The organism is Domibacillus sp. A3M-37, assembly GCF_024213455.1.
Classification (GTDB): Bacteria; Bacillota; Bacilli; order Bacillales; family Domibacillaceae; genus Domibacillus; species Domibacillus tundrae.
The window spans coordinates 636,990-662,380 of record NZ_JANAVL010000001.1 but is presented as its reverse complement, the minus strand read 5'-3'; the positions used below and the strand labels follow the sequence as shown (position 1 = coordinate 662,380).

At 36.7% G+C, this 25,391-nt stretch carries 24 protein-coding genes; 23 read left to right on the top strand and 1 reads right to left on the bottom strand.

The genetic code is table 11. From position 1 onward, the window contains the following. Positions 1–49: 49 nt before the first annotated feature. Positions 50–640, bottom strand: coding sequence for a TetR/AcrR family transcriptional regulator (locus tag NLX67_RS03285; RefSeq protein WP_254310374.1), 591 nt, complete (start codon positions 638–640; stop codon positions 50–52). A gap of 441 nt (positions 641–1,081) precedes the next feature. Between NLX67_RS03285 and NLX67_RS03280 the strand changes: the two genes are divergently transcribed. The 23 genes from NLX67_RS03280 (at position 1,082) to NLX67_RS03175 (ending at position 25,318) form a co-directional block, all read left to right on the top strand. Beyond that, the gene (locus NLX67_RS03280) at positions 1,082–1,564 is read left to right on the top strand and encodes a sigma-70 family RNA polymerase sigma factor (protein ID WP_254310373.1); all 483 of its coding nucleotides are present in this window, start codon (positions 1,082–1,084) and stop codon (positions 1,562–1,564) included. Then, entirely contained in the window at positions 1,561–2,064 is a 504-nt protein-coding gene (locus NLX67_RS03275) for a hypothetical protein (protein WP_254310372.1), read from the top strand. Before NLX67_RS03280 ends, NLX67_RS03275 begins: the two co-directional genes overlap by 4 nt. A gap of 161 nt (positions 2,065–2,225) precedes the next feature. Further along, the gene (locus tag NLX67_RS03270; protein WP_254310371.1) at positions 2,226–2,972 is read left to right on the top strand and encodes a YveK family protein; all 747 of its coding nucleotides are present in this window, start codon (positions 2,226–2,228) and stop codon (positions 2,970–2,972) included. Further along, the gene (locus tag NLX67_RS03265) at positions 2,962–3,669 is read left to right on the top strand and encodes a CpsD/CapB family tyrosine-protein kinase (protein ID WP_254310370.1); all 708 of its coding nucleotides are present in this window, start codon (positions 2,962–2,964) and stop codon (positions 3,667–3,669) included. The genes NLX67_RS03270 and NLX67_RS03265 overlap by 11 nt, the downstream gene beginning before the upstream one ends. A 99-nt stretch (positions 3,670–3,768) precedes the next feature. Then, positions 3,769–4,524, top strand: a complete 756-nt coding sequence (locus NLX67_RS03260) for a tyrosine-protein phosphatase (protein ID WP_254310369.1) — start codon at positions 3,769–3,771, stop codon at positions 4,522–4,524. A gap of 289 nt (positions 4,525–4,813) precedes the next feature. Continuing rightward, complete coding sequence (locus NLX67_RS03255) at positions 4,814–6,643, top strand: polysaccharide biosynthesis protein (RefSeq protein WP_305882017.1); 1,830 nt, start codon at positions 4,814–4,816, stop codon at positions 6,641–6,643. 37 nt (positions 6,644–6,680) lie between these two features. Beyond that, positions 6,681–7,562: a UTP--glucose-1-phosphate uridylyltransferase GalU gene (gene galU, locus NLX67_RS03250; protein WP_254310368.1), complete on the top strand. Its 882-nt coding sequence runs from the start codon at positions 6,681–6,683 to the stop codon at positions 7,560–7,562. A gap of 353 nt (positions 7,563–7,915) precedes the next feature. Next, a complete protein-coding gene (locus tag NLX67_RS03245; protein ID WP_254310367.1) occupies positions 7,916–9,040 on the top strand; it encodes a glycosyltransferase family 4 protein in 1,125 nt (374 codons plus the stop codon). Further along, positions 9,037–9,882: a glycosyltransferase gene (locus NLX67_RS03240; protein WP_254310366.1), complete on the top strand. Its 846-nt coding sequence runs from the start codon at positions 9,037–9,039 to the stop codon at positions 9,880–9,882. Before NLX67_RS03245 ends, NLX67_RS03240 begins: the two co-directional genes overlap by 4 nt. A 39-nt stretch (positions 9,883–9,921) precedes the next feature. Beyond that, positions 9,922–11,022, top strand: coding sequence for an EpsG family protein (locus NLX67_RS03235; RefSeq protein ID WP_254310365.1), 1,101 nt, complete (start codon positions 9,922–9,924; stop codon positions 11,020–11,022). Positions 11,023–11,067: 45 nt separating this feature from the next. Then, complete coding sequence (locus tag NLX67_RS03230; RefSeq protein ID WP_254310364.1) at positions 11,068–12,198, top strand: glycosyltransferase family 1 protein; 1,131 nt, start codon at positions 11,068–11,070, stop codon at positions 12,196–12,198. A gap of 295 nt (positions 12,199–12,493) precedes the next feature. Further along, positions 12,494–13,507: a glycosyltransferase family 2 protein gene (locus NLX67_RS03225; protein WP_254310363.1), complete on the top strand. Its 1,014-nt coding sequence runs from the start codon at positions 12,494–12,496 to the stop codon at positions 13,505–13,507. Continuing rightward, positions 13,497–14,507 carry a glycosyltransferase gene (locus NLX67_RS03220; RefSeq protein WP_254310362.1) on the top strand — a complete coding sequence of 337 codons (1,011 nt, stop codon included), beginning with the start codon at positions 13,497–13,499 and terminating at the stop codon, positions 14,505–14,507. The genes NLX67_RS03225 and NLX67_RS03220 overlap by 11 nt, the downstream gene beginning before the upstream one ends. Before the next feature lie 16 nt (positions 14,508–14,523). Further along, the gene (locus NLX67_RS03215; protein WP_254310361.1) at positions 14,524–15,621 is read left to right on the top strand and encodes a polysaccharide pyruvyl transferase family protein; all 1,098 of its coding nucleotides are present in this window, start codon (positions 14,524–14,526) and stop codon (positions 15,619–15,621) included. A gap of 686 nt (positions 15,622–16,307) precedes the next feature. Continuing rightward, positions 16,308–16,601 (top strand): IS30 family transposase, encoded by a 294-nt coding sequence (locus NLX67_RS03210; RefSeq protein WP_309143102.1) that lies wholly within the window; start codon positions 16,308–16,310, stop codon positions 16,599–16,601. Positions 16,602–16,717: 116 nt separating this feature from the next. Continuing rightward, positions 16,718–17,890 carry a glycosyltransferase gene (locus NLX67_RS03205; protein ID WP_254310359.1) on the top strand — a complete coding sequence of 391 codons (1,173 nt, stop codon included), beginning with the start codon at positions 16,718–16,720 and terminating at the stop codon, positions 17,888–17,890. A 366-nt stretch (positions 17,891–18,256) separates the two neighbouring features. Beyond that, positions 18,257–19,783 (top strand): MATE family efflux transporter, encoded by a 1,527-nt coding sequence (locus tag NLX67_RS03200; protein ID WP_254310358.1) that lies wholly within the window; start codon positions 18,257–18,259, stop codon positions 19,781–19,783. Positions 19,784–19,887: 104 nt separating this feature from the next. Next, positions 19,888–20,931 carry a UDP-glucose 4-epimerase GalE gene (galE, locus tag NLX67_RS03195; RefSeq protein ID WP_254310357.1) on the top strand — a complete coding sequence of 348 codons (1,044 nt, stop codon included), beginning with the start codon at positions 19,888–19,890 and terminating at the stop codon, positions 20,929–20,931. A gap of 555 nt (positions 20,932–21,486) precedes the next feature. Further along, positions 21,487–21,678 carry a hypothetical protein gene (locus tag NLX67_RS03190; protein WP_254310356.1) on the top strand — a complete coding sequence of 64 codons (192 nt, stop codon included), beginning with the start codon at positions 21,487–21,489 and terminating at the stop codon, positions 21,676–21,678. A 96-nt stretch (positions 21,679–21,774) separates the two neighbouring features. Beyond that, positions 21,775–21,933: an SDR family NAD(P)-dependent oxidoreductase gene (locus NLX67_RS23170; protein WP_375143342.1), complete on the top strand. Its 159-nt coding sequence runs from the start codon at positions 21,775–21,777 to the stop codon at positions 21,931–21,933. 750 nt (positions 21,934–22,683) lie between these two features. Then, the gene (locus tag NLX67_RS03185; protein WP_254310355.1) at positions 22,684–23,295 is read left to right on the top strand and encodes a sugar transferase; all 612 of its coding nucleotides are present in this window, start codon (positions 22,684–22,686) and stop codon (positions 23,293–23,295) included. 100 nt (positions 23,296–23,395) lie between these two features. Then, a complete protein-coding gene (locus tag NLX67_RS03180; protein ID WP_254310354.1) occupies positions 23,396–24,034 on the top strand; it encodes an acetyltransferase in 639 nt (212 codons plus the stop codon). A 120-nt stretch (positions 24,035–24,154) separates the two neighbouring features. Then, on the top strand, positions 24,155–25,318 hold the full coding sequence (locus NLX67_RS03175) for a DegT/DnrJ/EryC1/StrS family aminotransferase (protein ID WP_309143101.1): 1,164 nt from the start codon (positions 24,155–24,157) through the stop codon (positions 25,316–25,318). The last annotated feature ends 73 nt before the right edge of the window (positions 25,319–25,391 follow it).

Below are 25,391 nucleotides of genomic sequence, written 5' to 3'. Positions count from 1 at the left end.
CCAGAAAACAAAAAACGACACCAAAAAACCAAAAAAATAATACTGAAAACTACTTCTTTAACCCATTCAGCACAATCGCGACGATTTCTTTGGCAAGTTCGTCAGCGGTTTTCTCACCAGTCCAAAGCTTCGTGGTGGTCAACCGATCAACCATACCGACGAGGCCGTTTGCCACAATGCTCATGTCGACATCTGAATGAAAGTAGCCGGCCTCCACTTCAGACAATAAGTTGTCTTTGATTTGTGCGGCCATCGCTGCTTTCGTATTACAGGCGCTAGGCGAAATGTAAAAGCCAATCCGGCCGAGGCTCGGGTATTCCGTGAAAAATCGAAAAATACGAGTCAGCCCTTGAGCGATGCGCTCCGAAAGCGTTTGCTCATGGAGGTTCGTTTCAAGCCGGCTGGTATTCGTCAAGGAAGCAAGCCGCATGCGAAACAAGTCTTCCAGCTCTTCGAAGATCGCTTCCTTGCTTTTAAAATATAAATAAAATGTTGGCTGTGTTACATTTGCTTTTTTTACAATATTGCTAATTTTCGTTTCATAGTAGCCGTACTCTGCAAACTCATCAGCTGCAATCCTCAGTAAAAGTGCACGGCTAAGCTCTCCGTCCGATCCTTTTCTTCGCCCTCGTTGCGCCATTGTTCTCTCTCCCCTAACTGCTATGATTCATCCTTTTTAATTATATACTAAAATATCATACAATGGGAACAACTATGTTACAAATTGGAATAATATACAATTTCCTGAATAATCACATTAGAAAACTGGAATATTATATAAGAAAACCATTAGGTGGGAATATACGGCTCTAAAAAATTATCATTGCTTTACACAAATTTTACAAAAGTCGTCAAAAGCCGGGAAAATAGTTTAAAATTCTTCTTTTTTTCGTTCGACAGCGAGCAGTATAACAGACGGATAAATACTATTCAATTTTAAGTCAAAATAGCCTGTTCATCACCATAATAGAAAAAGTTATCCTTTTTAATGGGTATTTACACACATATTCCAGTCCGCTACGATAGTCATGCCCTTAAGGAGTACACGGGGCTGGCGCGCTAGCCGGATTGGATGTTTCACATGCAATTTGAACAACTCGCGCAGCAATACAACCCGATGATCCACCGCATCATGAACAAGCTGCATATTTACAAAAACAAAGACGATTTTCATCAAGTGGGGTTGATCGCCCTATGGGAAGCACACACACGATTTGATGAAACAAAAGGCGACTTTACGCCATACGCGTATTCGTACATTCAGGGACGCCTGAAAAATGCCTTGACGAAAGATGCCGCGTTTAGTGACGGAACCGTCCTGACCGGCGAAACAGCTTTGTTTGAAGGAGCAGACTCAGGACCGACACCGGAATCGGCAGCCATTGTTCATCTATGTGGAGATAAGCTCGAAGGCCGGGCTAGAAAATGGTTTGACCTGTCGATTGTAGGCGGCTTGTCGAATCCGGACATCGCCAGGAAATGCAACGTCACACCCGCTGCCGTGCGGAAATGGCAGCAAGCAGCACAAAAGCAATTACAGGAACAGTTCGGTGACAGCCGATGAGCATTCATCCATTAAGCAACTGGGTTCAACGCCAGCTGCCCGATGCTCACGTGACCGTTTTAGAAAAAGAGAACGTTATTTACATTACGCATCCATACGGCCGCAAGCTAACCGTTATCTATCTATGTAAAAAGATGACGCTGAATAACTGGTATGAGCAGCAGGATCAATACCGTCTTGCCAGTGCCGCGCCGATCTGGATTTTAGACGCACCGCTTTTCATCCGATACTCAGCGCTGCCAGAAGCGAGAAAAGCACGGCTGCGCGGGGAAATTCCGAAAGCGATCTTCAAGGAAACTGGGAGATGCTATTACTGGAACAGCCGCACGAACCGCCTGACGATCGATACGCTTTTTCAAACGAGGACCATTTATTTTCAAAAAAATGGACGAATTCGGTCACACAATTATGATTTTCACATCCCGTTCCGACAGGACGGTGACTTAATGGATGCGTTCCTGCAATCGGGACGAATTAAACTAGACCGAAAGAAACGCTAATCAAAATGGCTGGTCCCTTGTAAAGGGATCAGTCCCCATTTTATATTCGGCAATTGTTCTTATTTGGAATTATTGGTCCAAAGTTTACGAAAAAGACATTAAATTTGACAAATCACTGTGCTATAATGACGAAGACAACTTCAACCAACAGGAGGCAACGCATGGAAGAAACGATCAGCCTGAAAGAATTAGCTGAAACACTGAGAAAGAGGCTGAGATTGATTATGCTTATCACGATCGCGGCAGCACTCATCAGCGGTCTTATCAGTTATTTTGTTCTCACGCCTATCTATCAATCATCTACACAGCTGCTTGTCAATCAAGCAAAAACCGAACAGCAAATGTATAACCCGACTGAAGTTCAAACAAACCTTCAGTTGATTAGTACATATAACGTCATTATGAAATCACCAGCAATCTTAGAGAAAGTGGCGCAAAATTTGAACCTTGATGCCACAGCGGAGCAGCTTTCGTCGAAAATTACCGTCGCAAGCGAGCAGGATTCCCAAGTCGTCAACATCACCGTTCAAGATGAAAACCCGGGTGTTGCGGCGGACATCGCCAACGAAACAGCACGCGTCTTCCAGGAAGAAATCGTTAAGATTATGAACGTGGACAACGTCAGCGTTCTTGCTCTGGCAGAAACAGGCGAAAATCCGTCTCCTGTAAAGCCGCAGCCGCTTCTGAACATCGCCATCGCGATTGTTGTTGGCTTAATGGCTGGTGTTGGACTTGCCTTCCTGCTTGAATACTTGGACAACACGATCAAGTCAGAACAAGACGTCGAAAAACTGCTTGAACTGCCTGTCCTTGGCGGCGTGACCACAATTGCCGCAGCAGCCGGCCGGCCGGCGAAAAAAACACCGATTGAAAAAAAAGCAGTAAGAGGTGAAGGCATTGGCTCTTAAGCGCAATAAAGAAAAAGCTGCACCTGGATCAGCGAAACGAAAGCTTATTACACACACCGATCCGAAGTCGCCGATTTCGGAACAATACCGGACGATCCGGACAAATATTTTGTTTTCATCCGTCGATGAAACACTTCGCTCCATTCTCGTGACATCTACAAGCCCCGGCGAAGGAAAATCAACCACCATCTCGAATCTTGCGGTTGTGTTCGCCAGCCAGGGCAAAAAGGTGCTTCTCGTTGACGCGGATTTACGCAAACCGACTATGCACTACACATTCGGCCTGCAAAACACGGTCGGCTTAACGAATGTTTTAACAAAGCAGGCACCCCTGCAGGACGCGATCGCCAAAACAGAGATCGAAAACTTGTCTGCTCTCCCGTCCGGTCCCATCCCGCCAAACCCGGCGGAACTGCTTGGCTCGTTTTCGATGAAAGAGTTTCTTAACGAGGCACAAGAAGAATTTGATTACGTCCTGTTTGATACACCGCCCGTTTTGGCGGTGACAGACGCGCAAGTACTCGCGAACCAATGCGACGGCACCGTACTCGTCATTAACAGCGGCACAACCGAAATCGAAGGCGCCCAAAAAGCGAAAGAGCTGCTTCAGTCCGCAAAAGCAAAATTGCTCGGAGTCGTTCTGAATAACCAGACAATAAAAGATTCTGCTTATTACTACTATTACGGATCAGAATAAATCTGTTAAAAAAGGGTAAATAATGCAAATATTTTTCAGCAATAGCCAACTTTTTATGCTATACTACGTTTATATTAATGGTGAGAGGGGTATAAGCCCATGATTGATATTCATTGTCACATTTTGCCTAGCGTAGACGACGGCGCTAAAGATATAGTACAAAGCATTGAAATGGCAAAAGAAGCGGAAAAAGAAGGAATCACAGCGATTATCGCGACCCCTCACCATATGAACGGAACGTATGAAAATGAAAAAGCCGCAGTAGAATACGATGTTAATATCTTAAACACACAAATCAAGCAAGCTGGAATTAACATCTCGATTTATGCCGGTCAGGAAGTCCGCCTATATGGCGAACTGCTCCAAGACTATGAAAATAACAAACTACTAACGGTGAATCATTCAACACATATGCTCGTTGAATTTCCATCAAGCTCCATCCCTGCATTTGCGGAGCAGCTGCTGTTTGACATGCAGCTGAAAGGCATCACCCCCATTATCGTGCATCCGGAGCGTAACGCAGCCATTGCAGAAGATCCGGACCGGCTGTATAAGCTCATTAAAAACGGGGCCTTCTCACAAGTCACAGCGGCATCGGTCAACGGGAAATTCGGAAAAAAAATCAAAACGTTATCCGTGCAGCTAATCGAGGCGAATTTAACACACTTCATTGCCACAGACGCCCATAACACCACAAGCCGAGGCTTCGGACTGGCACAAGCGTACAGCGAAATCGATTCCGATTACGCGGCTTATTTTCAAGAAAACGCAGAAGCCATATTAGCCGGCCAATACATTCAAAAAGAACCGCCGCATCACGTCGCCCGTAAAAGAAAATTCTTTGGAATTTTTTAATACTTGCGAATAACAAGAACATACATTTGATTTGTGTTCTCTAATCAGGTCGCGTCTCCCATACCTATATCAATGGAGGCACTCGGTCACGCGGTGGTGTTCTGAGAAACAGAATGCTTAGACGCTTGTCGTCAAGCGCGGGGTGTGAGGGCGGGTTAAATGCCCGATTTTTATCTTTATGAAAAATAGGGAAAAGACAGCTAATGAAAGCGCATTCTCAGGGGTGCGTTTTTATTAGCTGTTTTGCATTCAGGCTTTACCATTATTTTAATGAAAGAGGTGGAACTTATTGGCTTATCCGCGAAGAATGTCCTTTTTGATCGGACTTGATTCAGCCATTGTTCTGTTTTCCATATACATAGGCTATTTTATTTTACATCCATATATGAACATTTACAGCCCGAGCACGCTGTTCATTAGTTCCTTAACGCTGCTTGCCAGCCACCATTTGTTTGCGGCTATTTACCGGCTTTATCATAAAGCGTGGGAGTATGCGAGCGTGCGGGAACTGATTGCCATCGTCAAAGCGGTTTCCTATTCAATTATCGCCACATCGATTGTACAAATGATCGCGTTCCAGGACATTTATTTCCGCGTTTTAATGATCACGTGGATGCTGCACGTCATTTTAATCGGCGGCTCGCGCTTTTCATGGCGCATGTACCGAGACCGCTACATAAAAAAAGCGAATGATCAGCGCAAACGGACGATGATCGTCGGCGCAGGGGCAGGCGGCTCAACCGTCGTTCGCCAATTGCTGTCAAACGAATCCGAATTCAAGCCGGTTTTGTTTGTTGATGACGACTTACATAAACTGCGCCTGCAAATTCACGGCATTACCGTACTCGGGACAACACGAAATATCCCGTACCTGGTTGATGAACATGCTATCGAGAATATTATTATCGCGATACCATCACTGAAGCGCCAGCAAATCAAGCACATTTACGAACAATGCACCAAAACGGCAGCGAAAGTGCAGATCATGCCGCTCATTGAAGACGTCATGACCGGCAAGTTGTCCGTCAGCCAGCTGCGCGACGTCGCCGTAGAAGACTTGCTTGGCCGTGAACCGATTGAACTCGACATCGAATCAATCGCCGAAACCGTTACCGGTAAAACCGTGCTCGTCACCGGCGCCGGCGGTTCGATCGGATCAGAAATCTGCCGGCAGATCAGCATCTTCCAGCCGGAAAAAATCGTCCTCGTCGGCCACGGTGAAAACAGCATTTACCAGATTGACATGGAGATGCGCAACCGCCACCAAGGCTTGATTGAAATTGTTCCGGTTATCGCCGACGTACAAGACCGTGAGCGCATGTTTGACGTGCTCGCCGAACACCGCCCGGATATTGTGTACCATGCTGCTGCGCACAAGCACGTCCCGCTCATGGAATACAATCCGAAAGAAGCGGTCAAAAACAACATCTTCGGCACAAAAAACACCGCCGAAGCATCCGCCGCAGCAGGCGTGAAACGGTTTGTGCTCGTCTCAACCGATAAAGCCGTCAACCCGACCAACATAATGGGCGCCACAAAACGTGTCGCCGAAATGGTCATCCAGCAGCTCGACCGGGAATCCGATACAACATTTACTGCTGTCCGGTTCGGCAACGTACTCGGCTCACGCGGCTCGGTGATCCCGCTATTCAAGAAGCAACTCGAAGAAGGGGGACCATTAACCGTCACACACGAAGACATGACCCGCTACTTTATGACAATTCCTGAAGCATCACGGCTCGTCATCCAGTCCAGCGCACTCGCACGCGGCGGCGAACTGTTCGTACTCGACATGGGCGAACCAGTTAAAATCGTTGACCTCGCCCGCAACCTGATCAAGCTATCCGGCTACACAGAAGATGAGATTGGCATCCAGTTCTCAGGACTGCGGCCAGGAGAGAAAATGTACGAAGAACTGCTGAATGAAAATGAAGTGCATTCGAAGCAGGTCTTTCCGAAGATCCATATCGGGAAAGCTGGAGTTGTCGAAGGTGAAATCCTATGGAAATTCATCAATTGCCTTCAGCGAAAAGAAAGCAATGATCTGCGAGATAGTTTAATTGAAATTGCCAATACGAAAGAAAACTTACGGGCTGTCATGGAAGAAGCGGTTATATAGATAAGAAAAGAGACGATAACATAAAGGCGGGAACCAAATGAAAAAAGTAAGAAAAGCGATCATCCCGGCAGCAGGACTCGGAACAAGATTCCTTCCCGCTACAAAAGCAATGCCGAAAGAAATGTTGCCAATTGTAGACAAGCCTACTATTCAGTACATCGTTGAAGAAGCGGTGGATTCTGGGATTGAGGACATTATTATAGTTACGGGTAAAGGGAAAAGAGCGATTGAAGACCATTTTGATAACTCTTTTGAGTTAGAGCAAAACTTATTTGAAAAGGGTAAATTTGATTTATTGAACGAAGTACAAAAGTCATCCAAAATGGTTGATATTCATTATATTCGCCAAAAGGAACCAAAAGGATTGGGACATGCAATTTGGTGTGCGCGGAGATTTATTGGAGATGAACCGTTTGCGGTGTTGTTAGGTGATGATATAGTACAAGCTGAAAAACCTTGCTTGAAGCAGATGATTGAACAATATGATCGTTATAAAGCATCAGTAATTGGCGTACAACGTGTATCAGATAAAGAGGTTTCAAGATACGGGATTGTAGACGGAAAGGAAATACATGATCGTTTTTATAGTGTTGAAAGTTTAGTAGAAAAACCAAAAAGAGAAGAAGCCCCATCTAATCTCGCTATCATGGGCCGCTATATTCTAAGTCCAAAAATTTTTGAAGTTTTAAATAACCAAAAGCCAGGGGCCGGCGGAGAAATTCAGCTTACAGATGCAATTGCGGAATTAAATCAGTATGAAGCGGTGTATGCGCACGATTTCGACGGTGTAAGATATGATGTCGGGGAGAAAATGGGATTTATTAAGACAACGATCCAGTTTGCGTTGCAGCGTGAGGATTTGAAAAAAGAGTTATTAGATTATCTATTAAGTGTTAAAGAAGGAGAATTGACCAAATAAGTTTTATTGATAATATAGAGTTCCTGGTCGGTTTCTTATAAGAATCTTTTCCGTTTAGAGTAGGTGGCTAGGCAGTTAAAAACCTTTTTAAAAGGACCCGGATTTTCAAGTTTATGCACATAGTGTCGTGAATAAACAATAAGTGTTATGACCATGTAAGATATCTAGTATTTATAAAGATATACGTATTCTATGGCAACAAGAGAGACATATTTATACTTTTATCTAAGTTTTTTGAGGATGCTTTTTGTATAATCGGAGTTACTTTTGCCAACCTACTAAGCATAAGCAGGGTAGGTATCAAAAAAATTATATATTTGTAGTATAGTTAAGTTAATAGGTTGGTGATTAAGGTGAAAAAGATACTATATATAACTACTGTGAGTAGAACCATAAATGCTTTTTTGGTGCCTCATATCGAGATGCTTATAAGAGAAGGTTGTACCGTTGACTGTGCTTGTTGTATAGATAATGAAGTTGATAGTAGACTTATAAACAACGGCGTCAACATTTTTAACATATCGTTTACTAGAAACCCATTAGATGTAAAAAATATGAAAGCTTTTAAGCAGCTTATAAAAATACAAGAGAAAAATAAATACGATATTATTCATGTTCATACACCAGTGGCTGCATTGTATGGCAGACTTCTTAAAGTGAAGTTCCCCAGGTTAAAGACTATCTATACCGTGCATGGATTTCATTTTCATAAAGGAGCTCCTATTTTAAATTGGTGCATATATTATCCTATTGAAAGAATTATGGCTAATTTTACGGATTCAATAGTAACCATGAATTCGGAAGATTACGAGAGAGCTCGTAAGTTTAATATAAAGGAAACTTATAATACAAATGGTGTTGGCGTTAATTTAGCTTTGTATCATCCTGATTCATTTGATAAGAATGAGATAAGAAGAAAGTTATATTTAAAGGAAAATGAATTCATTATTCTTATGATTGCTGAAATCAATAAAAATAAGAATCATATACAAATGATAGATGCTGTAGAAATTCTTAAGAAGAGAGGTATAAAAGTTAATGTCCTTTGTGCTGGTGATGGTCCACTTTTTGAGGATATACGGAAGCATATAGAAAATAGAGGGCTAGACCAAAGTATTCAAATGCTGGGTTTTAGGACTGATATTCCTGAGCTTATTGCAGCTTGTGACATCGGTATTCTTATGTCGCATAGAGAAGGACTCCCTAGAAATATTATGGAGTTAATGGCCTGTAAAAAGCCAGTCATAGGAACGAATATAAGAGGGATAAGAGATATTATTAAAAATGGTCAAAATGGTTATATAGTTGAAGTAGGTAACTTTACCGAGACCGCTAACAAAATACAAAATTTATATGAAAATAAAGAATTATTAAATAATATGAAGATTAATTCCTTTGATTCCGTTCAAAAATATGACATAGATAAGGTTGTGCTGAATTTAAAAGAATTCTATGTGAAAAGGGAGGGTTCTATATGAAGGAGGCAGAAACTCCAAAGGTATCAGTTATAATGGGAATTTATAATTGTGAGGATACTTTAAAGGAGAGCATTGAATCTATAATAAACCAGACATATAAGAACTGGGAGTTAATACTGTGTGACGACATGTCTGCTGATAGGACATATAATATAGCAAAGAGTTACGTTTGTAAATATCCAGATAAAATTAGATTAATTAAAAATGATAGAAATTCCGGCTTAGCCTGGTCTCTTAACCATTGTTTAGAGTATGTAACAGGTGAATATATAGCAAGACAAGATGGAGATGATTTATCAGTTAAAGATAGATTTGAAATACAAGTGAAATTTTTGGAGGAAAATAAAGAGTATGATTTGGTTGGTAGCAAGATGATCTCATTTGATGAAAGTGGAATTAAGGGTATAAGAGGTGTCCCGTTTGATGAACCACACATATGTGATTTAAGTAAATCAACCGCATTTTGCCATGCAACCATAATGTCTAGGTCATATGTATATAGAGAACTTAATGGATATAGGGTAAATCAGTACACGATGAGATGTGAAGATGTAGATTTATGGTTTAGATTTTTTGCAAAAGGATATAGAGGTTATAATTTACAAGAGGGTTTATATATGGTAAGAGATGATTTGGATTCATATAAACGTAGGACGGTAAAGAGTTATATATATCTTATGAAAGTTAATTATGAGGGCTACAGATTAGTGAATATGCCCAAAAAACATTATATATATTTATTAAAGCCAATATTATCCCTGATTACACCGAAATTTATAATGAAGTCATATCATAATAAAAAATACTCTAATCTATTTAAAATGAATGACCATAGATTATAAATTTAGAATCAGAAATAAGGTGGGAAGGTTGGCAGATTAGTGAAAATACTCTTATTTAACTTAACAATAGTATATGTGTCATCACTATTAGCTAGGTTAAACTTTAAAACTCATACCCTTGAGAGTAATCAAAAATACTACAATAATTTTTTTGTTTTTTTTGCATTGTTATCATTAATTCTGGTTTCAGGTTTAAGATTTGATGTAGGCACAGATTACTATACGTATATGGGGTTATATGAAAATATTTTTCCCAATATAACAAACCCATTGAGTGAGTCAGAACCTGGTTTTGTAATTTTGTGTAAAATTTTATACAAAATATCCACAAACTCTCAAATGATGTTTTTTGTCACAGCCGTTATAACGAATATATGCGTAGTTCTAACCTTAAGAAAGTACTCAAATATGTTTGAGTTAAGTATGTATTTATATATAACCACTTTTACTTTTTATAGCGCATTCAATGGATTAAGACAATATATGGCAGCGGCAATAATATTTCTAGGATTAAAATATTTAATAGAAAGAAAAGCAATAAAATACTTGGCTACTATTCTTATAGCCTCCAGTTTTCACACTTCGGCTTTAATAATGATTCCAGTATACTTTTTAGTTAATTATAAACCATTATCAAAAAGAAATCTTGTTATGCTATTAACTATGTTCGGGGCCTTCTTTGGCTATAATGGATTTTTGGATACATTATTTTCTACATTAGAAGAAACAAAATATAGTCATTATCATAGTTTCGCTGGAAAAACAGGGGAAGGAGCCAACTTTTTAAGATTTTTAGTATATTTAATCCCTGTAGTAATAAGTTTTATATATTATGATAAATTAAAAAGCAAATTTAACAATATAGATATTATTATGAATTTATGTTTTATAGGAATGCTATTTATGTTATTAGCTCTGCAACATTGGATTTTTGCTAGGGTAACAATATTGTTTGACTATTACTATCTATTATTAATTCCTAAATTAATTATAATTCCAGATAATAGATCGCTTATTAAATTACTATATTATGTAATTTTGATTTGTTACTTTTTATATAGCTTTATGTTGTTGGTTTCTGGTGAGAGTCACATATTACCTTATGATTGGCGACCACTTTTTAAAGTAATGGGTAATTAAATAAATGGTCCCTTTTTACACAAATATAATAACGGAGGGATTTAGTTGGAGAGAAATGAGCCTTTAAGGATTCTTCATGTTGTAGGTGGTATGGATAAAGCTGGAACAGAGACTATGCTAATGAACTTATACAGGAATATTGACAGAGGAAGAGTACAGTTTGACTTTGTATCTTATTATAAAGAAGATGCATATTATGATAAGGAAATTATAGAATTAGGTGGAAAGGTAATAAAGATATCACCACCTCAAGAAATCGGTATAAAAAAATCTATACAGGAACTACGTTGGGTCATTAAAAAATATGGTCCCTATAAAGCCGTACATGCTCATACTCTGTTCAACTGTGGAATAAGCGTGTTAGCAGCTAGACTAGAAGGGGTTAAAATTAGAATTTCACATGCCCATACCACTTTAGATGGTTCAAGTAATATTATAAAAAAAATATACTCTATTCTTATGCGCGCAATAATAAGAACATATTCTACAGATTTATTAGCGTGTAGTGAACGTGCAGGCAAATTTCTATTCGGCAAAAGCATTACACAGAATAGTAAATACGCTTATTTCCCAAATTGTATAGATTATAATAAATTCATTAACTTTAATGAGAATACAGATATACAAAAAGAAAAATTAAAAATAAACAAGGAACATATAGTAATTGGTCATATAGGAAGATTTGTAAAAGCTAAAAATCATGAATTTATATTAGAAGTGTTGGTAAAATTGTTTAACGATAACAAAGAATATACAGCATTGTTTGTAGGTGATGGAGAGCTTAGAGGCCAGATAGAGTACAAAGCAAAAGAGTATGGAATACATGATAAAATTCATTTTTTAGGTCTTCGTGATGATATTGATAATATGCTTAATATCACAGATATATTTATATTTCCATCTATATACGAAGGGTTGGGTCTGGTATTACTAGAAGCTCAAGCTAGTGGGGTACCGTGTATAGTGTCAAATGCAATACAACCAGAGGCAGATGTAGGGTTAGGATTAATGCACAAACTGGATTTAAAAGATAGTATTGAAAATTGGTGTGACTACATCAAATTAATAAAAAAACAAAAAAAAATAGATAAAAAAAGTATAAGCCAGGCATTTACACAAAGTGGGTACTCTATAAAATCCGGTGTTAACAAATTAATGCAAATTTATAGAATTTAGAAGCCTGGATTATTATATAATTATATGATTTTTTTATCCTTTAAAATCTAGTCTCTCAATTTTTTGTCTATACTGCTTGACAGAAAAGAAGTAAACGATAATGGAATGTTTAAACATGAAAAATTCATATTTAAGAGGGGATCATATTCACGTGTATCACCTGCATCCCAATTGGCTATAAATAGAGACAAATCCTCACGTACAAACATCACATGCAGCGTGTAATATTTCTCAGTTCCATGCGTACGCAGAGAGAAATAAGATTTAAACTGAAGACTTTTTTAGGGGGCTTAAAGTGGAACTGATAAGTGTAATAATTCCGATATATAATGGGGAAAAGTATATAGCTAGATGTATAAAAAGTATAATTAATCAAACTATAAATAATTTTGAGATTGTAGTAATAGATGATGGTAGTACCGATAATACAAGAAGTATTGTAGAAAAATTAATTAGGAATGATAGTAGAGTAAAATATAAATTTATAGAAAATTCAGGACCAGGATCTGCACGAAATGAAGGAATTAAGATAGCGAATGGAAATTTATTGTGTTTTGTAGACGCGGATGATTTTATAACTCAAGATATGTTAGAAGTATTGTCTAATGCCTATATGAATTATAAAACTAATGTCATTATATCTAAAATTAAAATAAGTGACCAAAATAATGTAATTTTCAATAAATCTCTTAATGTTGAAAAAACATTAACTGGAAAAGAAGTGGTTAAGTCCATGTTATATGAAAGTTCAACGACGGGATATACCTTTACACATGGGAAGCTATACAACAAAAAATTTATTACAGATAATAACATTAAGTTTGAAAATATAAATTACTCAGAAGATATGCTCTTTAATTTAGACGTATATCTAAATAGTAAAGAGGTTACTTTAGTGGATAATGAATTATACTGTTATTTCATTAACAATAATTCTATTACTAGAAAATATGATTCCCACAAAGAAGAAAAACTAGATTACATTTTCGAAAAAATGCTTTATAAGATAGAGAGAAGAAACTTAATTAACGAACTTGATATTTCCATAAATTCGTATATTTTTAGAGCTTTTTACTGTTTTTTATATGATGAAATATATAGTGATTGTGATTTAAAAAAGCAACTAAGAAAAGTGAACTCAAGTTTTATTGCGGATAAATACAGAACAAGAATTTTAAGCAGCAAGAATAAAGATCTTAAATCTAAACTAGTAAAGTTTTCAGTAAAATGTAATGCGCTGAGTTTAACTTTGAGAGTTTACTACCATATCAGTAAATTAATAAAGGGAATGAAGTCAATTGAACACTAAAGTAAGTATCATTGTTCCAGTATATAATACAGAAAAATACCTAGAAAAGTGTTTAACTACTATATGCGAGCAGACATTAAAAGAAATTGAAATAATAGTTGTAAATGACGGTTCTAAAGACAACAGTTATAAAATAATAGAAAAGTTTGCTGAAAAAGATCCAAGAATAAAAATTGTTGTAAAAGAGAATGGCGGGTTAAGTTCAGCGAGAAATGAAGGTTTAAAGTTTGTAAGTAGTAAATGGGTATGTTTTATAGATTCAGATGATTATATAGAAGAAGATATGATTAAAACTCTTTATGATTTAGTTGAAAATAATAAAGCTAACATGGGGGTTTGTGGATGTAAGGATATTTACCCTACTAAGGAGGTAGTAACATCTAACCGTCTTAAAGACGAAATCATAGAGTTAGACGATGGGGATATATGTGGATTTCTTGTGGGTAAAAGAAAAGACTTGACTATAGTAGTGTGGAATAAAATTTACAATATGGACATCATTAATAAATATAATATAAAGTTTGAATCTAATAAAGAGATATTTTCAGAAGACTTATTGTTTAATTTATACTACATGGTCCATTGCACAAAAATAGTATCTGCGAGTGCCCCACTATATAATTATTTGATAAGAACAGGATCGATAATGAATTCTAGAAAAAAAAATCTTCTCTTTAAATTCGAAAATCTTCTCGAAAAATATAAAGAATATTGCCTTAACATGAATAAAGGTCAAGTATTAAAGAATTTTCTACCCATTCTTACAGTCGATTTGTTGAATATTTCCTTTAGAGATACTTCACTAAAAGAACGGAACCTAAATAATATAGTTCATGATTTAATTTTTTGTAGGCAATCTAAAATCATACGTGGCAGCCTTAGTGGTCTATATAATAATAAACACGCTTCAATTAAGTATAAATTACTGTCTGTTTTATATAGTAAACTAGATTATAGACTAGCATCTTTAGTCATTTTTAAATATTTTAATGGAAAGTAGTTTATAGGGAAAATACATGAAAAGTATAATTCGAAAGTTAAAAAATAATAAATTATATAAAATATTGAGTGATATTAAAACGCATTTAAGATTTATGGTTAAGTTAGGAAAACTAAATAAAATTAGAAAAAGAAAAAAGATTATATTGATCGATACTCCTTTATATGGAAATATAGGTGATCAAGCTATAACGATCGCAGAGCAGGCTTGGATTAATGATGAATTTTTTGGATATGAAAAATTTTATTTTACAGTAAACGAAATCAAGTTAAATAACTATAGTACTTTAAAATTAATTAAAAAATTAATCACTGACAAAGATATAATATGTTTACAGGGTGGAGGACATTTTGGGGATCTTTATATAGATTCAGAAATCTTGAAAAGAAATGTCGTGGAACAATATCCAAATAACAAAATTATATTGTTTCCTTCAACTATGAATTTTTCAGATACAGAATCAGGCAGAAAAGAAAAATTAAAAAGTAAAGCTATATATGATAGCCATAAAGATATAAGTGTAATTCTAAGAGAAGAAAAAAGCTTTCTAGACGCAAAAAATACATTTAAAAATGTAAAGTTAATACTTAATCCGGACGCAGTATTTTATTTATGCAGTACACCCATACAGGATGAAATAAATAAAAACACAAGTAAAGAAAATATATTAGTGTGTTTTAGAAGAGACAAAGAAACTTTTTATAATTTAGAAGAAAAAAATAATTTGTTAAATAATCTTAAGAAAAAATACAATAATATAATTGAGCAGGATACTAATGTACCATATGGCATAAGAGAAGATGAGAGAAAAAGAGAAGTCATAAGAATGGTCAAAAACTTTGCAAATAGCAAAGTTGTAATAACTGATAGATATCATGGTATGATTTTTTCCATACTTGCTAAAACCCCATGTATAGTACTCAGATCTAAAGACCATAAGATCGTGGAAAGCTTGCGATGGATAGATAAATTTGGGACGGTAGAGTACGTCGAAAATATTGAACTTGTATATCGCGAATTAGAAAAATTAGCAAACGGAAAGGCTGATTTACTAAAGTATGAAGAATTAAACGAGGAAATCAAAAGAAAATTTTGTAAATTAAGATATTTATAATTATTCAGAAAATATATTCGGATACTTTATTGTTTATGAAGGATTGTAATATTAAGTGCAACACATGGAAAATAAAAACGCCCATGACAGATTCGTGTAAAATGTAAGTTACCACACAAACATTTACGGGGAAGATTATCATGAACTAACAACATCTCACCACATTTGAGCGCGCACCAAGACAACCAATCGACAGACTAGGCTACTCGATTCGAGCAATCACAAACAGAATCAGATATTCGTCTTCTACCGTTTCATAGGAATTTTCCTGAAATACTCCATAGAAAGCCTTTATTAGTCTGAAGCCGCGTAGGATATTATGCCGTCCCGGTGTAAGAACGGTAAGTACTTGAAAAAATGGTTCTGCATGTCGCTGAAATGATCCGGGAGAAGCTTGTTCTCACCTAGTCTCCGAAACAGATCGCGCCGCGCCAACCGGCTGTTTAAAGAAACAGTATGCTTTGAGGAGATTTATCGCTAATTTTACGATGGACGGACTGGGAACCGGACAGCAGAAGTATTTCTTCAAAAGGGAAAGCTTCAAAAATCGTAGGAAATACGCGATCGGTAGATGTCAATACAAGGAATACGTTCGGACACTGCAAAATGGATACCCATAGTGTCCGAGCGTAGCCGGAGTAAGAGTTGTGTCACCACATTATTGGAGCGTAAAAACGCGTTAGTATGTGGCGGTTAAAATACCTGATCGGAACGCCGATTCGATGAAAAAAGCGATCTGTTCCTTTATTAAATGCCTCCCCAAGAAGACTATTCACATGGATACGACCGAGCGCGGAAAAGAGTTTAGCTGCTATTTTATTTTGAAAAAAGACCTGAATATTGCGGTATTTTTTACTGATCCCTATTCTTCCTGGCAATTTGGGAGCAACGAAAATGTCAATGGTCTGCTTCGAGAATTCTTTCCGAAAGAGAAGGGTTCTCATCAGGTAACCGAGGAAGCACGTGGGGAATCAATTTAACTCATTAACAACTGGTCGAGAAAATATCTTGACTGATGGATGGCACACGAAGTGTTCATAGCAGGAATTGTTGTACTTAAGCTGACAAACTATCGTATAAAATGGAGAATAGTCATATGAAAAAAAAGGTATTTTTTATAATTGAAAGCCTAACTATTGGGGGAACTGAAAAGAGTTTGATTTCTTTACTCCAAGAAATGGACTATGATAAATATCAAGTTGATTTATTAATGGTAAAAAAAGAAGGTGACTTATTAGACAAAGTTCCTAAAGAAGTTAATATTTTGGAACCCTTACTGTCAGACGATTATAACAAATCAGTAAGTGAATTAATAAAAACTAAAAGATTAAATGTATTACTAAATAAGCTTTTAATAAAATTTTTAAACAAAATAGGTAATGATTTAGTGAAGCAAGATATTTACAGCTGGGTAGTAAAGAAGAGATTATTTAGAAAAAACGGATTATATGATGTTGCAATTTCTTATATGCATCACTCATCATGCTTATTATATTTATCTGAAAATGTTGATGCATATAGGAAAATCTGTTATGTACACCTTGATTTTGGAACAATGAATAGTAAAGCAAATTTGTATAAAAAGTACTTTGAAAGAATGAACACTATAGTGACAGTTGGTGAGGGGCAGCGTTTAAGCTTTGTAAAACGATTTCCTCAACTGGATTCAAAAACTGTAGTTATACCAAATATTGTTTCAAAAAAGGAAATTATAGATCTTGCTACTCGATTTAATCCTTTCCAAAAGAACAACCATGAGGTAGTGATTGTTACTGTAGCAAGATTACAGGTTGTTAAGGGGATTGATATAGCGTTAGATGCATGTGAAATATTAGTGAGTAAGGGGATTAATATAAAATGGTATATAGTAGGAGATGGAAAACTTAGAAAAGAACTAGAATTAAAAATTAAAGAAAAAAGACTACAAAACCACTTTATTTTGGTGGGGAATCAGAAAAATCCTTATCCCTATATAAAATATTGTGATATATACGTACAGCCATCTAGAACAGAGGCCAGACCTCTTGCTGTCGAGGAAGCGAAGATACTGTATAAGCCTATTATCGTAACATCCTATCAAGAGGCTAAATTTCAGGTGAAAGAAGAGAAAACAGGTCTAATCACTAATGCTTCATCAGAAAGCATATCAGATAACATATATATGCTAACGCAGAATGATATGCTTAGGGAACAATTAAGTAATAATTTACGAGCAGAAAGCTCCAGTACTCAGATTAATAAAAACTTATTCGATGAAATGATAAATTAAGTAAAATACTGTATTTAATTTATTGCAAGAATTATAGTATGTTTCTTAGGATTAAACAATGGAGTATTGTCTTTGAAATTATTAAGAACTTTTTAATATCATACTTATTCATTAAAAAAAGAATATAGATGGATTATGTGCAAAAATTTCAAAGAAAGATAAATATTCATTGAAACAAATACTTATTTGATTATACTGAGACCTGCAATTTTAGTTCTAGTACAAGACTTAGATTCTATTAATTTCAACTATTTTATAGAGAGACCTTTTGACTTTTTTAGAAGGCTACTAAAAATAAATTAAGTTAAATAAAACGAATAATGAATTTCTATATAGGTTAGGATAACATGATTTTAAGGAGCAATTATGAGAGTAAAGCGAAGTTTTTTGAACTTAACTTTTGGTATAGTAAGTCAGATTTTATTAATTGCTCTTGGAATTATTATACCCAGATTATTTTTAGTTAATTTCGGTTCGGAAGTTAACGGACTAATGGCATCCATTGCACAAATCCTTATTTATCTATCTCTTTTGGAAGCAGGCGTTGGTGCTGCTTCATTACAGGCACTATATAAACCAGTAGCAAAAGATGATAAACAAAGTATTAACTCTATATTGGCTGCAACATCAAGTTATTATAAAAAAACAGGAATATACTATTTTTGGACCGTTCTTTTAATCGCAATAATCTATCCATTTATTATTGACTCAAATTTAAGTAAAGCAACAGTCTTTGTAGTTATATTATTGGCCGGTATGAGCGGAGCAATTAACTATTATTTTCAAGGGAAATATAGAATACTGCTGACTGCTGAAGGGAAGACTTATGTAAATACCTCTATTATTACAATTATAAATATTTTAAATAGTATTGTAAAAATAGTATTATTGTCACTTCACTTTAACATTATTGCAGTTCAAGCATCTTATTTTATTATAACAATAATTCAGATTGTAATTTTTAAAATATATATTAAAAAAAATTATAAATGGATTGATTTAAATGAGAAACCAAATTTTGAAGCTATTGCACAAAAAAACTCAGCTTTAATTCATCAAGTATCCTTTTTAATTTTTTCTAGTACTGATGTAATTATACTAACAATTTTCACCGACTTAAAAGTTGTGAGTGTTTATGTTATGTATAATTTACTATTTAATATGATTGATAATATTATTTTTACGGTTAATGGTAGTATTACATTTGCTCTTGGACAAACCTACCATGAAAGCAAGAGTAAATTCATAAAACTTTATGATGTCTATGAAGTATATTTTATGGCTTTTATTTTCTCTTTATTTACCATTGCTTATATTTTAATATTACCTTTTATGAGACTATACACTTACGGAATTAATGACATAAATTATATTGATTTTTGGCTGCCGATCTTGTTTATTTTGCTGAAATTGTTAACGAATGCTCGGACGTCAGGTATTAATGCTATTACTATAGCAGGGCACTTTAAAGAGACGCAAAATCGTTCTATACTAGAGGCAACCATAAATATTATATTATCCCTTATATTTGTTCAATTTTTCGGGATTTATGGAGTGTTGATGGGGACAATTGGTGCTTTACTATATCGCTCAACAGATACAATAATATATGCAAATAAAAAAATATTATACAGAAGTCCTTGGATAACTATAAAAAGATGGTTAGTGAATGTCGGGATTTTTTTGATGATGTTATTTGTTGCTGATTATTTTAATATTAATCCAACGTCATATATAACAATTGTGGTTTGGTCTGTTATTTTAATTGTAATTTTACTACCCGTGTATTTCATTATCTGTTCTTTGTTTGAAAAGGAAATTTACCTTGATTTGAAGGAGTTTTTGAAAGGATACTTGGATAAAATAAAGGGGAGAAAGAAACTCAAATCTTGAACCAAACATTTCTTTATATTTAATAAAAAAGCAAGCTTAAACAAGGATAATACTAATTAAAACAATTTATACAACCAATTAAACAAATTTTGGAGGGGATAATTTTGGCGATTTTAGTAACAGGCGGTGCCGGCTATATTGGAAGTCACACCTGTGTTGAGTTATTGAATTCTGGGTATGAATTAGTGGTTGTTGATAACCTTTCAAATAGTAAAGTAGATTCTTTAGTCAGGGTTAAACAGTTAACAGGTAAAGACTTTAGGTTTTATCAAACCGATCTTATTAACCAAGAAAGATTAGAAAAGGTATTTACTGAAAATGAAATTGAAGCAGTTATTCACTTTGCTGGATTAAAAGCTGTTGGAGAATCTGTTCAAATTCCAATTCACTATTATCATAACAATATCACAAGCACACTTATACTTTGTAAGGTAATGCAAAAATATGGTGTGAAGAAGTTAGTATTTAGCTCATCTGCTACTATATACGGTATACCAGAGCAGGTGCCAATTTCCGAGGATTTCCCCCTTGGAGCAACTAACCCTTATGGTGGGACAAAATTAATGATTGAAGAAATTCTACGGGATCTTTACGTATCCGATAATAGGTGGAGTATTGCACTTCTCCGTTATTTCAATCCGATTGGTGCTCATAAAAGCGGTCGTATAGGTGAAGACCCGAACGGTATACCAAATAACCTGATGCCTTATATTACTCAAGTAGCAGTTGGGAAATTGAAAGAGCTAAAAGTCTTTGGTAACAATTATCAAACCCCGGATGGTACGGGAATTAGAGATTATATCCATGTGGTAGACCTTGCCTTAGGACACTTGAAGGCTCTTGAAAAAATCATAGCGGACAGTGGTGTCAATGCTTACAATCTTGGTACTGGAACTGGATACAGCGTATTAGATATGGTATCTGCCTTTGAAAAAGCGTTTGGAGGGAAAATCCCTTATACAATTGTAGAACCTAGGCCTGGGGATGTAGGGGTATGTTATGCGAATCCTTCAAAAGCAAGAAAAGAACTTGGCTGGGAGGCTAAGAAAGGTATTGAAGAAATGTGCACTGACTCATGGCGTTGGCAGTCAAATAATCCGAATGGTTATGATGAAGAGGCTACGGTACTAGTCAAGGAAGACATTTGAGATAATAGAGTTAGTATAAACAAAACTAGACGAAATTAGTTGATCAGTTTATGAAAATGACTTTGAAGAAGAATCAAAGGGGTATTATTTCGTTAGGAACAACTATTTTGATTCTTATATGTATAGTATCCTTTTTCTTTGCTAGGAGATTTCTTGTTATTACGGATCCAATCACAAGAGCAGATGTTATACTAGTCTTGAGTGGAGACAAATGACTTCAGGTGGTGAAGTTTATCAGAACACCACAATGGCTCAACTTATGAAAAAACATGCATTTGAACTAGGGATACCTAATAAATCCATTATTACAGAGAAAAAGCTGACAGTGCTTATAGAAATTCGTTTTTTCTAAAAAGCTTATTAAGCAAAAAAGTTTTAAGTCTGTTCTTGTTTTATCATCAAACTATCATATGATAGTTTGATGATTTTTGACAGAGTGTATAAAGATACAAATATTAAGTTTTCATATGTTGGTTCATCTGATCTAATATTTAATGAAAATTGTTGGTGGACTGTGATAAAAGTATAATGACTACTATTGCGGAAGAGATCGTAATGGTAGATGTGGAAGACGTTACACCTGCAACAGTATTAGATATATTAGAAGATTGGGATTCTATGGCTACAATTTCTTTGAATGCAGTATTAGATGAACAGTTTGATTTTACTTTAAGCGAAGAGGAAGTGAAAATTTTAAATGAGTATAGTGATACATTAAATTATATTGATCAAAAGTCTACTAAATAATATAGATATTGCTCTGGCGGAAGTGTGAATCTAAAAATTCACTATCTCTGATAGAGCGATTCTTTTGTTATTATGGACTACTGAAAGGATACTGCTATGATTTCTTTAAACGGGAAAACTATTTTAATCACTGACGCTACTTCTGGAATTGGTCGTGAAACATCTTTGTTATTGAATAAGTTAAACGCGAATTTAATTCTTTTGGAACGTAGTAATGAGCGACTTGAACAGTGGAAAGAACTTATGCCTAATTAAAATTTTATTTCCCATGATTTAAATGAGATAGAAACGATTGTCGATCTCATGAAAAGCATCTCAAAGGAGCAAGGTGAAATTCATGGACTTTTTCATGCAGCTGGAGTGCATAAAGTGCCACCATTTAGAACAGTTTCCTTTGAACAAACGAAAAGAATAATAGCGCTAATATTGAAACAATCAATCAATTATTGAAAGCCTGTAGCAATAAAAGATTATCCTTAACGGCGGTTCGATTGTTCTGCTATTTTCTGCTTTAGTTCTAGTGGAAGAACCTGGTATTATTTCGTATAGTGTATCAAAAGAGCTGTTATTTAGATAACAAAATCTGCAGCAATAGAAATGGCAAATAGACAAATTAGAGTGAATTGTCTGGCCCTAGAATTGTGGAAACGCATATGTCAGAAAGTATTAGTCAAAAATTCGGGCAAGCACAATAGGGAAAAATAAAAAATTTACATCCATTAGGCCTTGGATAGCCAATGGATGTTGCACAACTAATTGTATTTCTTTTGTCGGATTGCTTCTAAATCGATGATTGGGACGGTGATTCCAATAGAAGGGAGGTTACACAGTACATTGAAAAATTATCCAGTGGATGTTTGAATTGATATTAGTGCTTACGAAGTTCAAAAAGACGATTTGTTTATAAGTGGTTTAGGTTACCCAAAAGTAAAAAAAGTTGGAAATATTGGGAAAAAGCAGATGGAATAATTTATATTTCAGATGTATTTAAGTGAGGCGTAGACTATGAAGTGGATTTTTGATTGTGCTTGTGCATTTATGGGGTTGATATTGCTTTCACCTGTCATTTTAATTACAACTCTATTGATCCGTCTCAAGCTTGGTACACCAATCGTCTTCAAGCAGCAGCGCCCAGGCTTAAACGGTAAGCCATTTTTTGTCTATAAATTTCGTACTATGACGAACGAGCGAGATGAATATGGGGAATTGCTGCCGGACTATATTCGGCTGACGTCGTTTGGCAAATTGCTGCGGAAGCTGAGTCTGGATGAACTTCCACAGCTGTTTAATGTGCTAAAAGGGGATATCAGTCTTGTTGGTCCGCGTCCGTTGTTAATGGAATATTTAGATCTGTATACGCCGGATCAGGCGCGGCGTCATGAGGTGCGGCCGGGGATTACTGGCTGGGCGCAGGTGAATGGACGCAATGCGATTTCGTGGGAAGAGAAGTTTAAGCTGGATGTGTGGTATGTGGAGAACCGGTCGTTTTGGCTGGATTTGAAGATTTTGGTGATGACAGTGATGAAAGTATTTAAGTCGGAAGGTGTCAGCCAGCAGGGGCATGTGACGATGACAAAATTTACAGGAACGAAAAAGGATACATTTGGATCAAAGTGATTTCGCAAAAATGGCAAAGTAGCATTTTGGGTTGAAACATAATAAAATGGTAGATGGAAGATTGATAGGGAACGTTATAAAGCGAAGAGGTGGTGAAGGCGTGAGGAAGATAGTAGTAATTGGGCACGGCGGTCACAGCAAGGTGGTTCAGGATACGATTCAGTCATTAGGTGGGCATACGCTCATTGCTGTATTAGATGACCGGTATACGGATATTTCATATAAAGACGGTGTACAGTTCGGGCCGGTTTCTGAGGCAAAGAAATTGGCGAAAGACCATGACGTTGTTTTTACAATTGCCATTGGGACAAATTGGGTTCGAGAAAAGATTGCCAAAGAATTGTATGATTACGGGGCTACTTTTGAAACGCTTATTCATCCTTTTTCGTTTGTCAGTCCATCTGCGCATATTGGTCCCGGATCAGTTGTGATGGCGGGCACGGTTATTAATGCAGATGCTGTAATCGGTTCTCATGTGATCGTCAACTCTGGTTCAATTGTAGAGCATGATAATTTTATTGGTGATTATGCACATATTTCTCCGGGCAGTGTGATGACCGGGAATGTAACTGTCGGAACGGGTGCTCATGTTGGTGCAGGTGCAAAAGTAATTCCAGGTAAAACGATTGGCGACTGGGCAGTTGTTGGTGCCGGAGCAGTAGTGGTTCATGATATACCACATGAACAGACGGCCGTTGGGGTGCCTGCTGTGGTCAAATCTAAAGTGTTAATAAAGTGACGTTATCAGTTGATAGGTAGATTATAGCATCATTCTTAATAAAGAACAATAATTTTCTTTATTAAGAATGATATTTTTGAAGTTTCTGCCAAGCAGAAACTTTATTTTCTTTTTAGGAGGGTGATAAAGGTGGCAGATTCATCAAGAATTTACTTGTCATCGCCGCATATGAGCGGACGGGAGCAGCTATACATAAACGAAGCGTTTGACCAAAACTGGATCGCGCCGCTTGGTCCGAATGTGGACAATTTTGAGCGTGAGCTGGCCACGTATGCAGGTGTAGCGGATGCAGCAGCGGTCAGTTCGGGGACAGCGGCGATTCATTTAGCCCTGCGTCTATTGGATGTACAGGCAGGAGACGTGATTTATTGCTCAAGCCTTACTTTTATTGCAAGCGCAAATCCGATTTTGTATCAGGGCGCGGAACCTGTATTTATCGATTCAGAGCCGGATACGTGGAATATGTCACCGGATGCGCTGGAGCGTGCGCTACGTGAGGCAGAGGTGCTGCCAAAAGCGGTCATTGTCGTGAATTTGTACGGCCAGAGCGCGAAGATGGATGAGATTATGGCGATTTGTGATCGCTACAGTGTTCCGGTTGTAGAAGATGCGGCGGAATCGCTTGGGGCGGAGTTTAAAGGCAAGAAAAGCGGATCGTTCGGGAAGTTTGGCGTCTTTTCGTTTAATGGGAACAAAATCATTACGACGTCCGGTGGTGGGATGCTTGTCTCTAATGATGAGGAAGCGCTTCGGAAAGCTCGCTTTTTGGCGACGCAGGCACGTGATCCAGCACCGCATTATCAGCATAGCGAAGCGGGCTATAATTACCGGATGAGCAACATTTTGGCCGGAGTGGGCCGTGCGCAGCTTGAAGTGTTGGATGAACGTGTAGCGGCGCGCCGTGCAGTGTTTGATCGGTACGTGGCGGCGTTTGGTGAAGTGGATGGCTTTAACTTTATGCCGGAAATGGACGGCACGAAGCATAACCGCTGGCTGACGACGCTGACGATTGATCGGGAGAAAGTTGGGTTCACGCCAATGGAGCTGATTGACCGCTTGGCCGAAGACAACATTGAAGCGCGTCCGGTCTGGAAGCCGCTTCACATGCAGCCGCTGTTTGAAGAAGCCAAGTATTATCCGCATGCGGAAGATTACAGTGTGTCGGATGAGTTATTTGAGAACGGTTTGTGTTTGCCTTCCGGGTCCAATATGACGATGGAGCAGCAGGAGCGTGTGATCGCGGTCATTCAGGAAATGGTGAAGCGTGTGAAGGTTTCTGAGTGATTTTTTGATAGGGAAGTGAACAACCTGGCCGTTAGTGTTGCGGCTGGGTTGTTTTTGTTAGGTATATTCGCTT

Excerpts from the sequence above, each read along its gene's own strand:
- NLX67_RS03285 (WP_254310374.1), bottom strand. The coding sequence starts at position 640 with ATGGCGCAACGAGGGCGAAGAAAAGGATCGGACGGAGAGCTTAGCCGT.
- NLX67_RS03280 (WP_254310373.1), top strand. The coding sequence starts at position 1,082 with ATGCAATTTGAACAACTCGCGCAGCAATACAACCCGATGATCCACCGC.
- NLX67_RS03275 (WP_254310372.1), top strand. The coding sequence starts at position 1,561 with ATGAGCATTCATCCATTAAGCAACTGGGTTCAACGCCAGCTGCCCGAT.
- NLX67_RS03270 (WP_254310371.1), top strand. The coding sequence starts at position 2,226 with ATGGAAGAAACGATCAGCCTGAAAGAATTAGCTGAAACACTGAGAAAG.
- NLX67_RS03260 (WP_254310369.1), top strand. The coding sequence starts at position 3,769 with ATGATTGATATTCATTGTCACATTTTGCCTAGCGTAGACGACGGCGCT.
- galU (WP_254310368.1), top strand. The coding sequence starts at position 6,681 with ATGAAAAAAGTAAGAAAAGCGATCATCCCGGCAGCAGGACTCGGAACA.
- NLX67_RS03240 (WP_254310366.1), top strand. The coding sequence starts at position 9,037 with ATGAAGGAGGCAGAAACTCCAAAGGTATCAGTTATAATGGGAATTTAT.
- NLX67_RS03215 (WP_254310361.1), top strand. The coding sequence starts at position 14,524 with ATGAAAAGTATAATTCGAAAGTTAAAAAATAATAAATTATATAAAATA.
- NLX67_RS03205 (WP_254310359.1), top strand. The coding sequence starts at position 16,718 with ATGAAAAAAAAGGTATTTTTTATAATTGAAAGCCTAACTATTGGGGGA.
- NLX67_RS03200 (WP_254310358.1), top strand. The coding sequence starts at position 18,257 with ATGAGAGTAAAGCGAAGTTTTTTGAACTTAACTTTTGGTATAGTAAGT.
- NLX67_RS03190 (WP_254310356.1), top strand. The coding sequence starts at position 21,487 with ATGGTAGATGTGGAAGACGTTACACCTGCAACAGTATTAGATATATTA.
- NLX67_RS23170 (WP_375143342.1), top strand. The coding sequence starts at position 21,775 with ATGATTTCTTTAAACGGGAAAACTATTTTAATCACTGACGCTACTTCT.
- NLX67_RS03185 (WP_254310355.1), top strand. The coding sequence starts at position 22,684 with ATGAAGTGGATTTTTGATTGTGCTTGTGCATTTATGGGGTTGATATTG.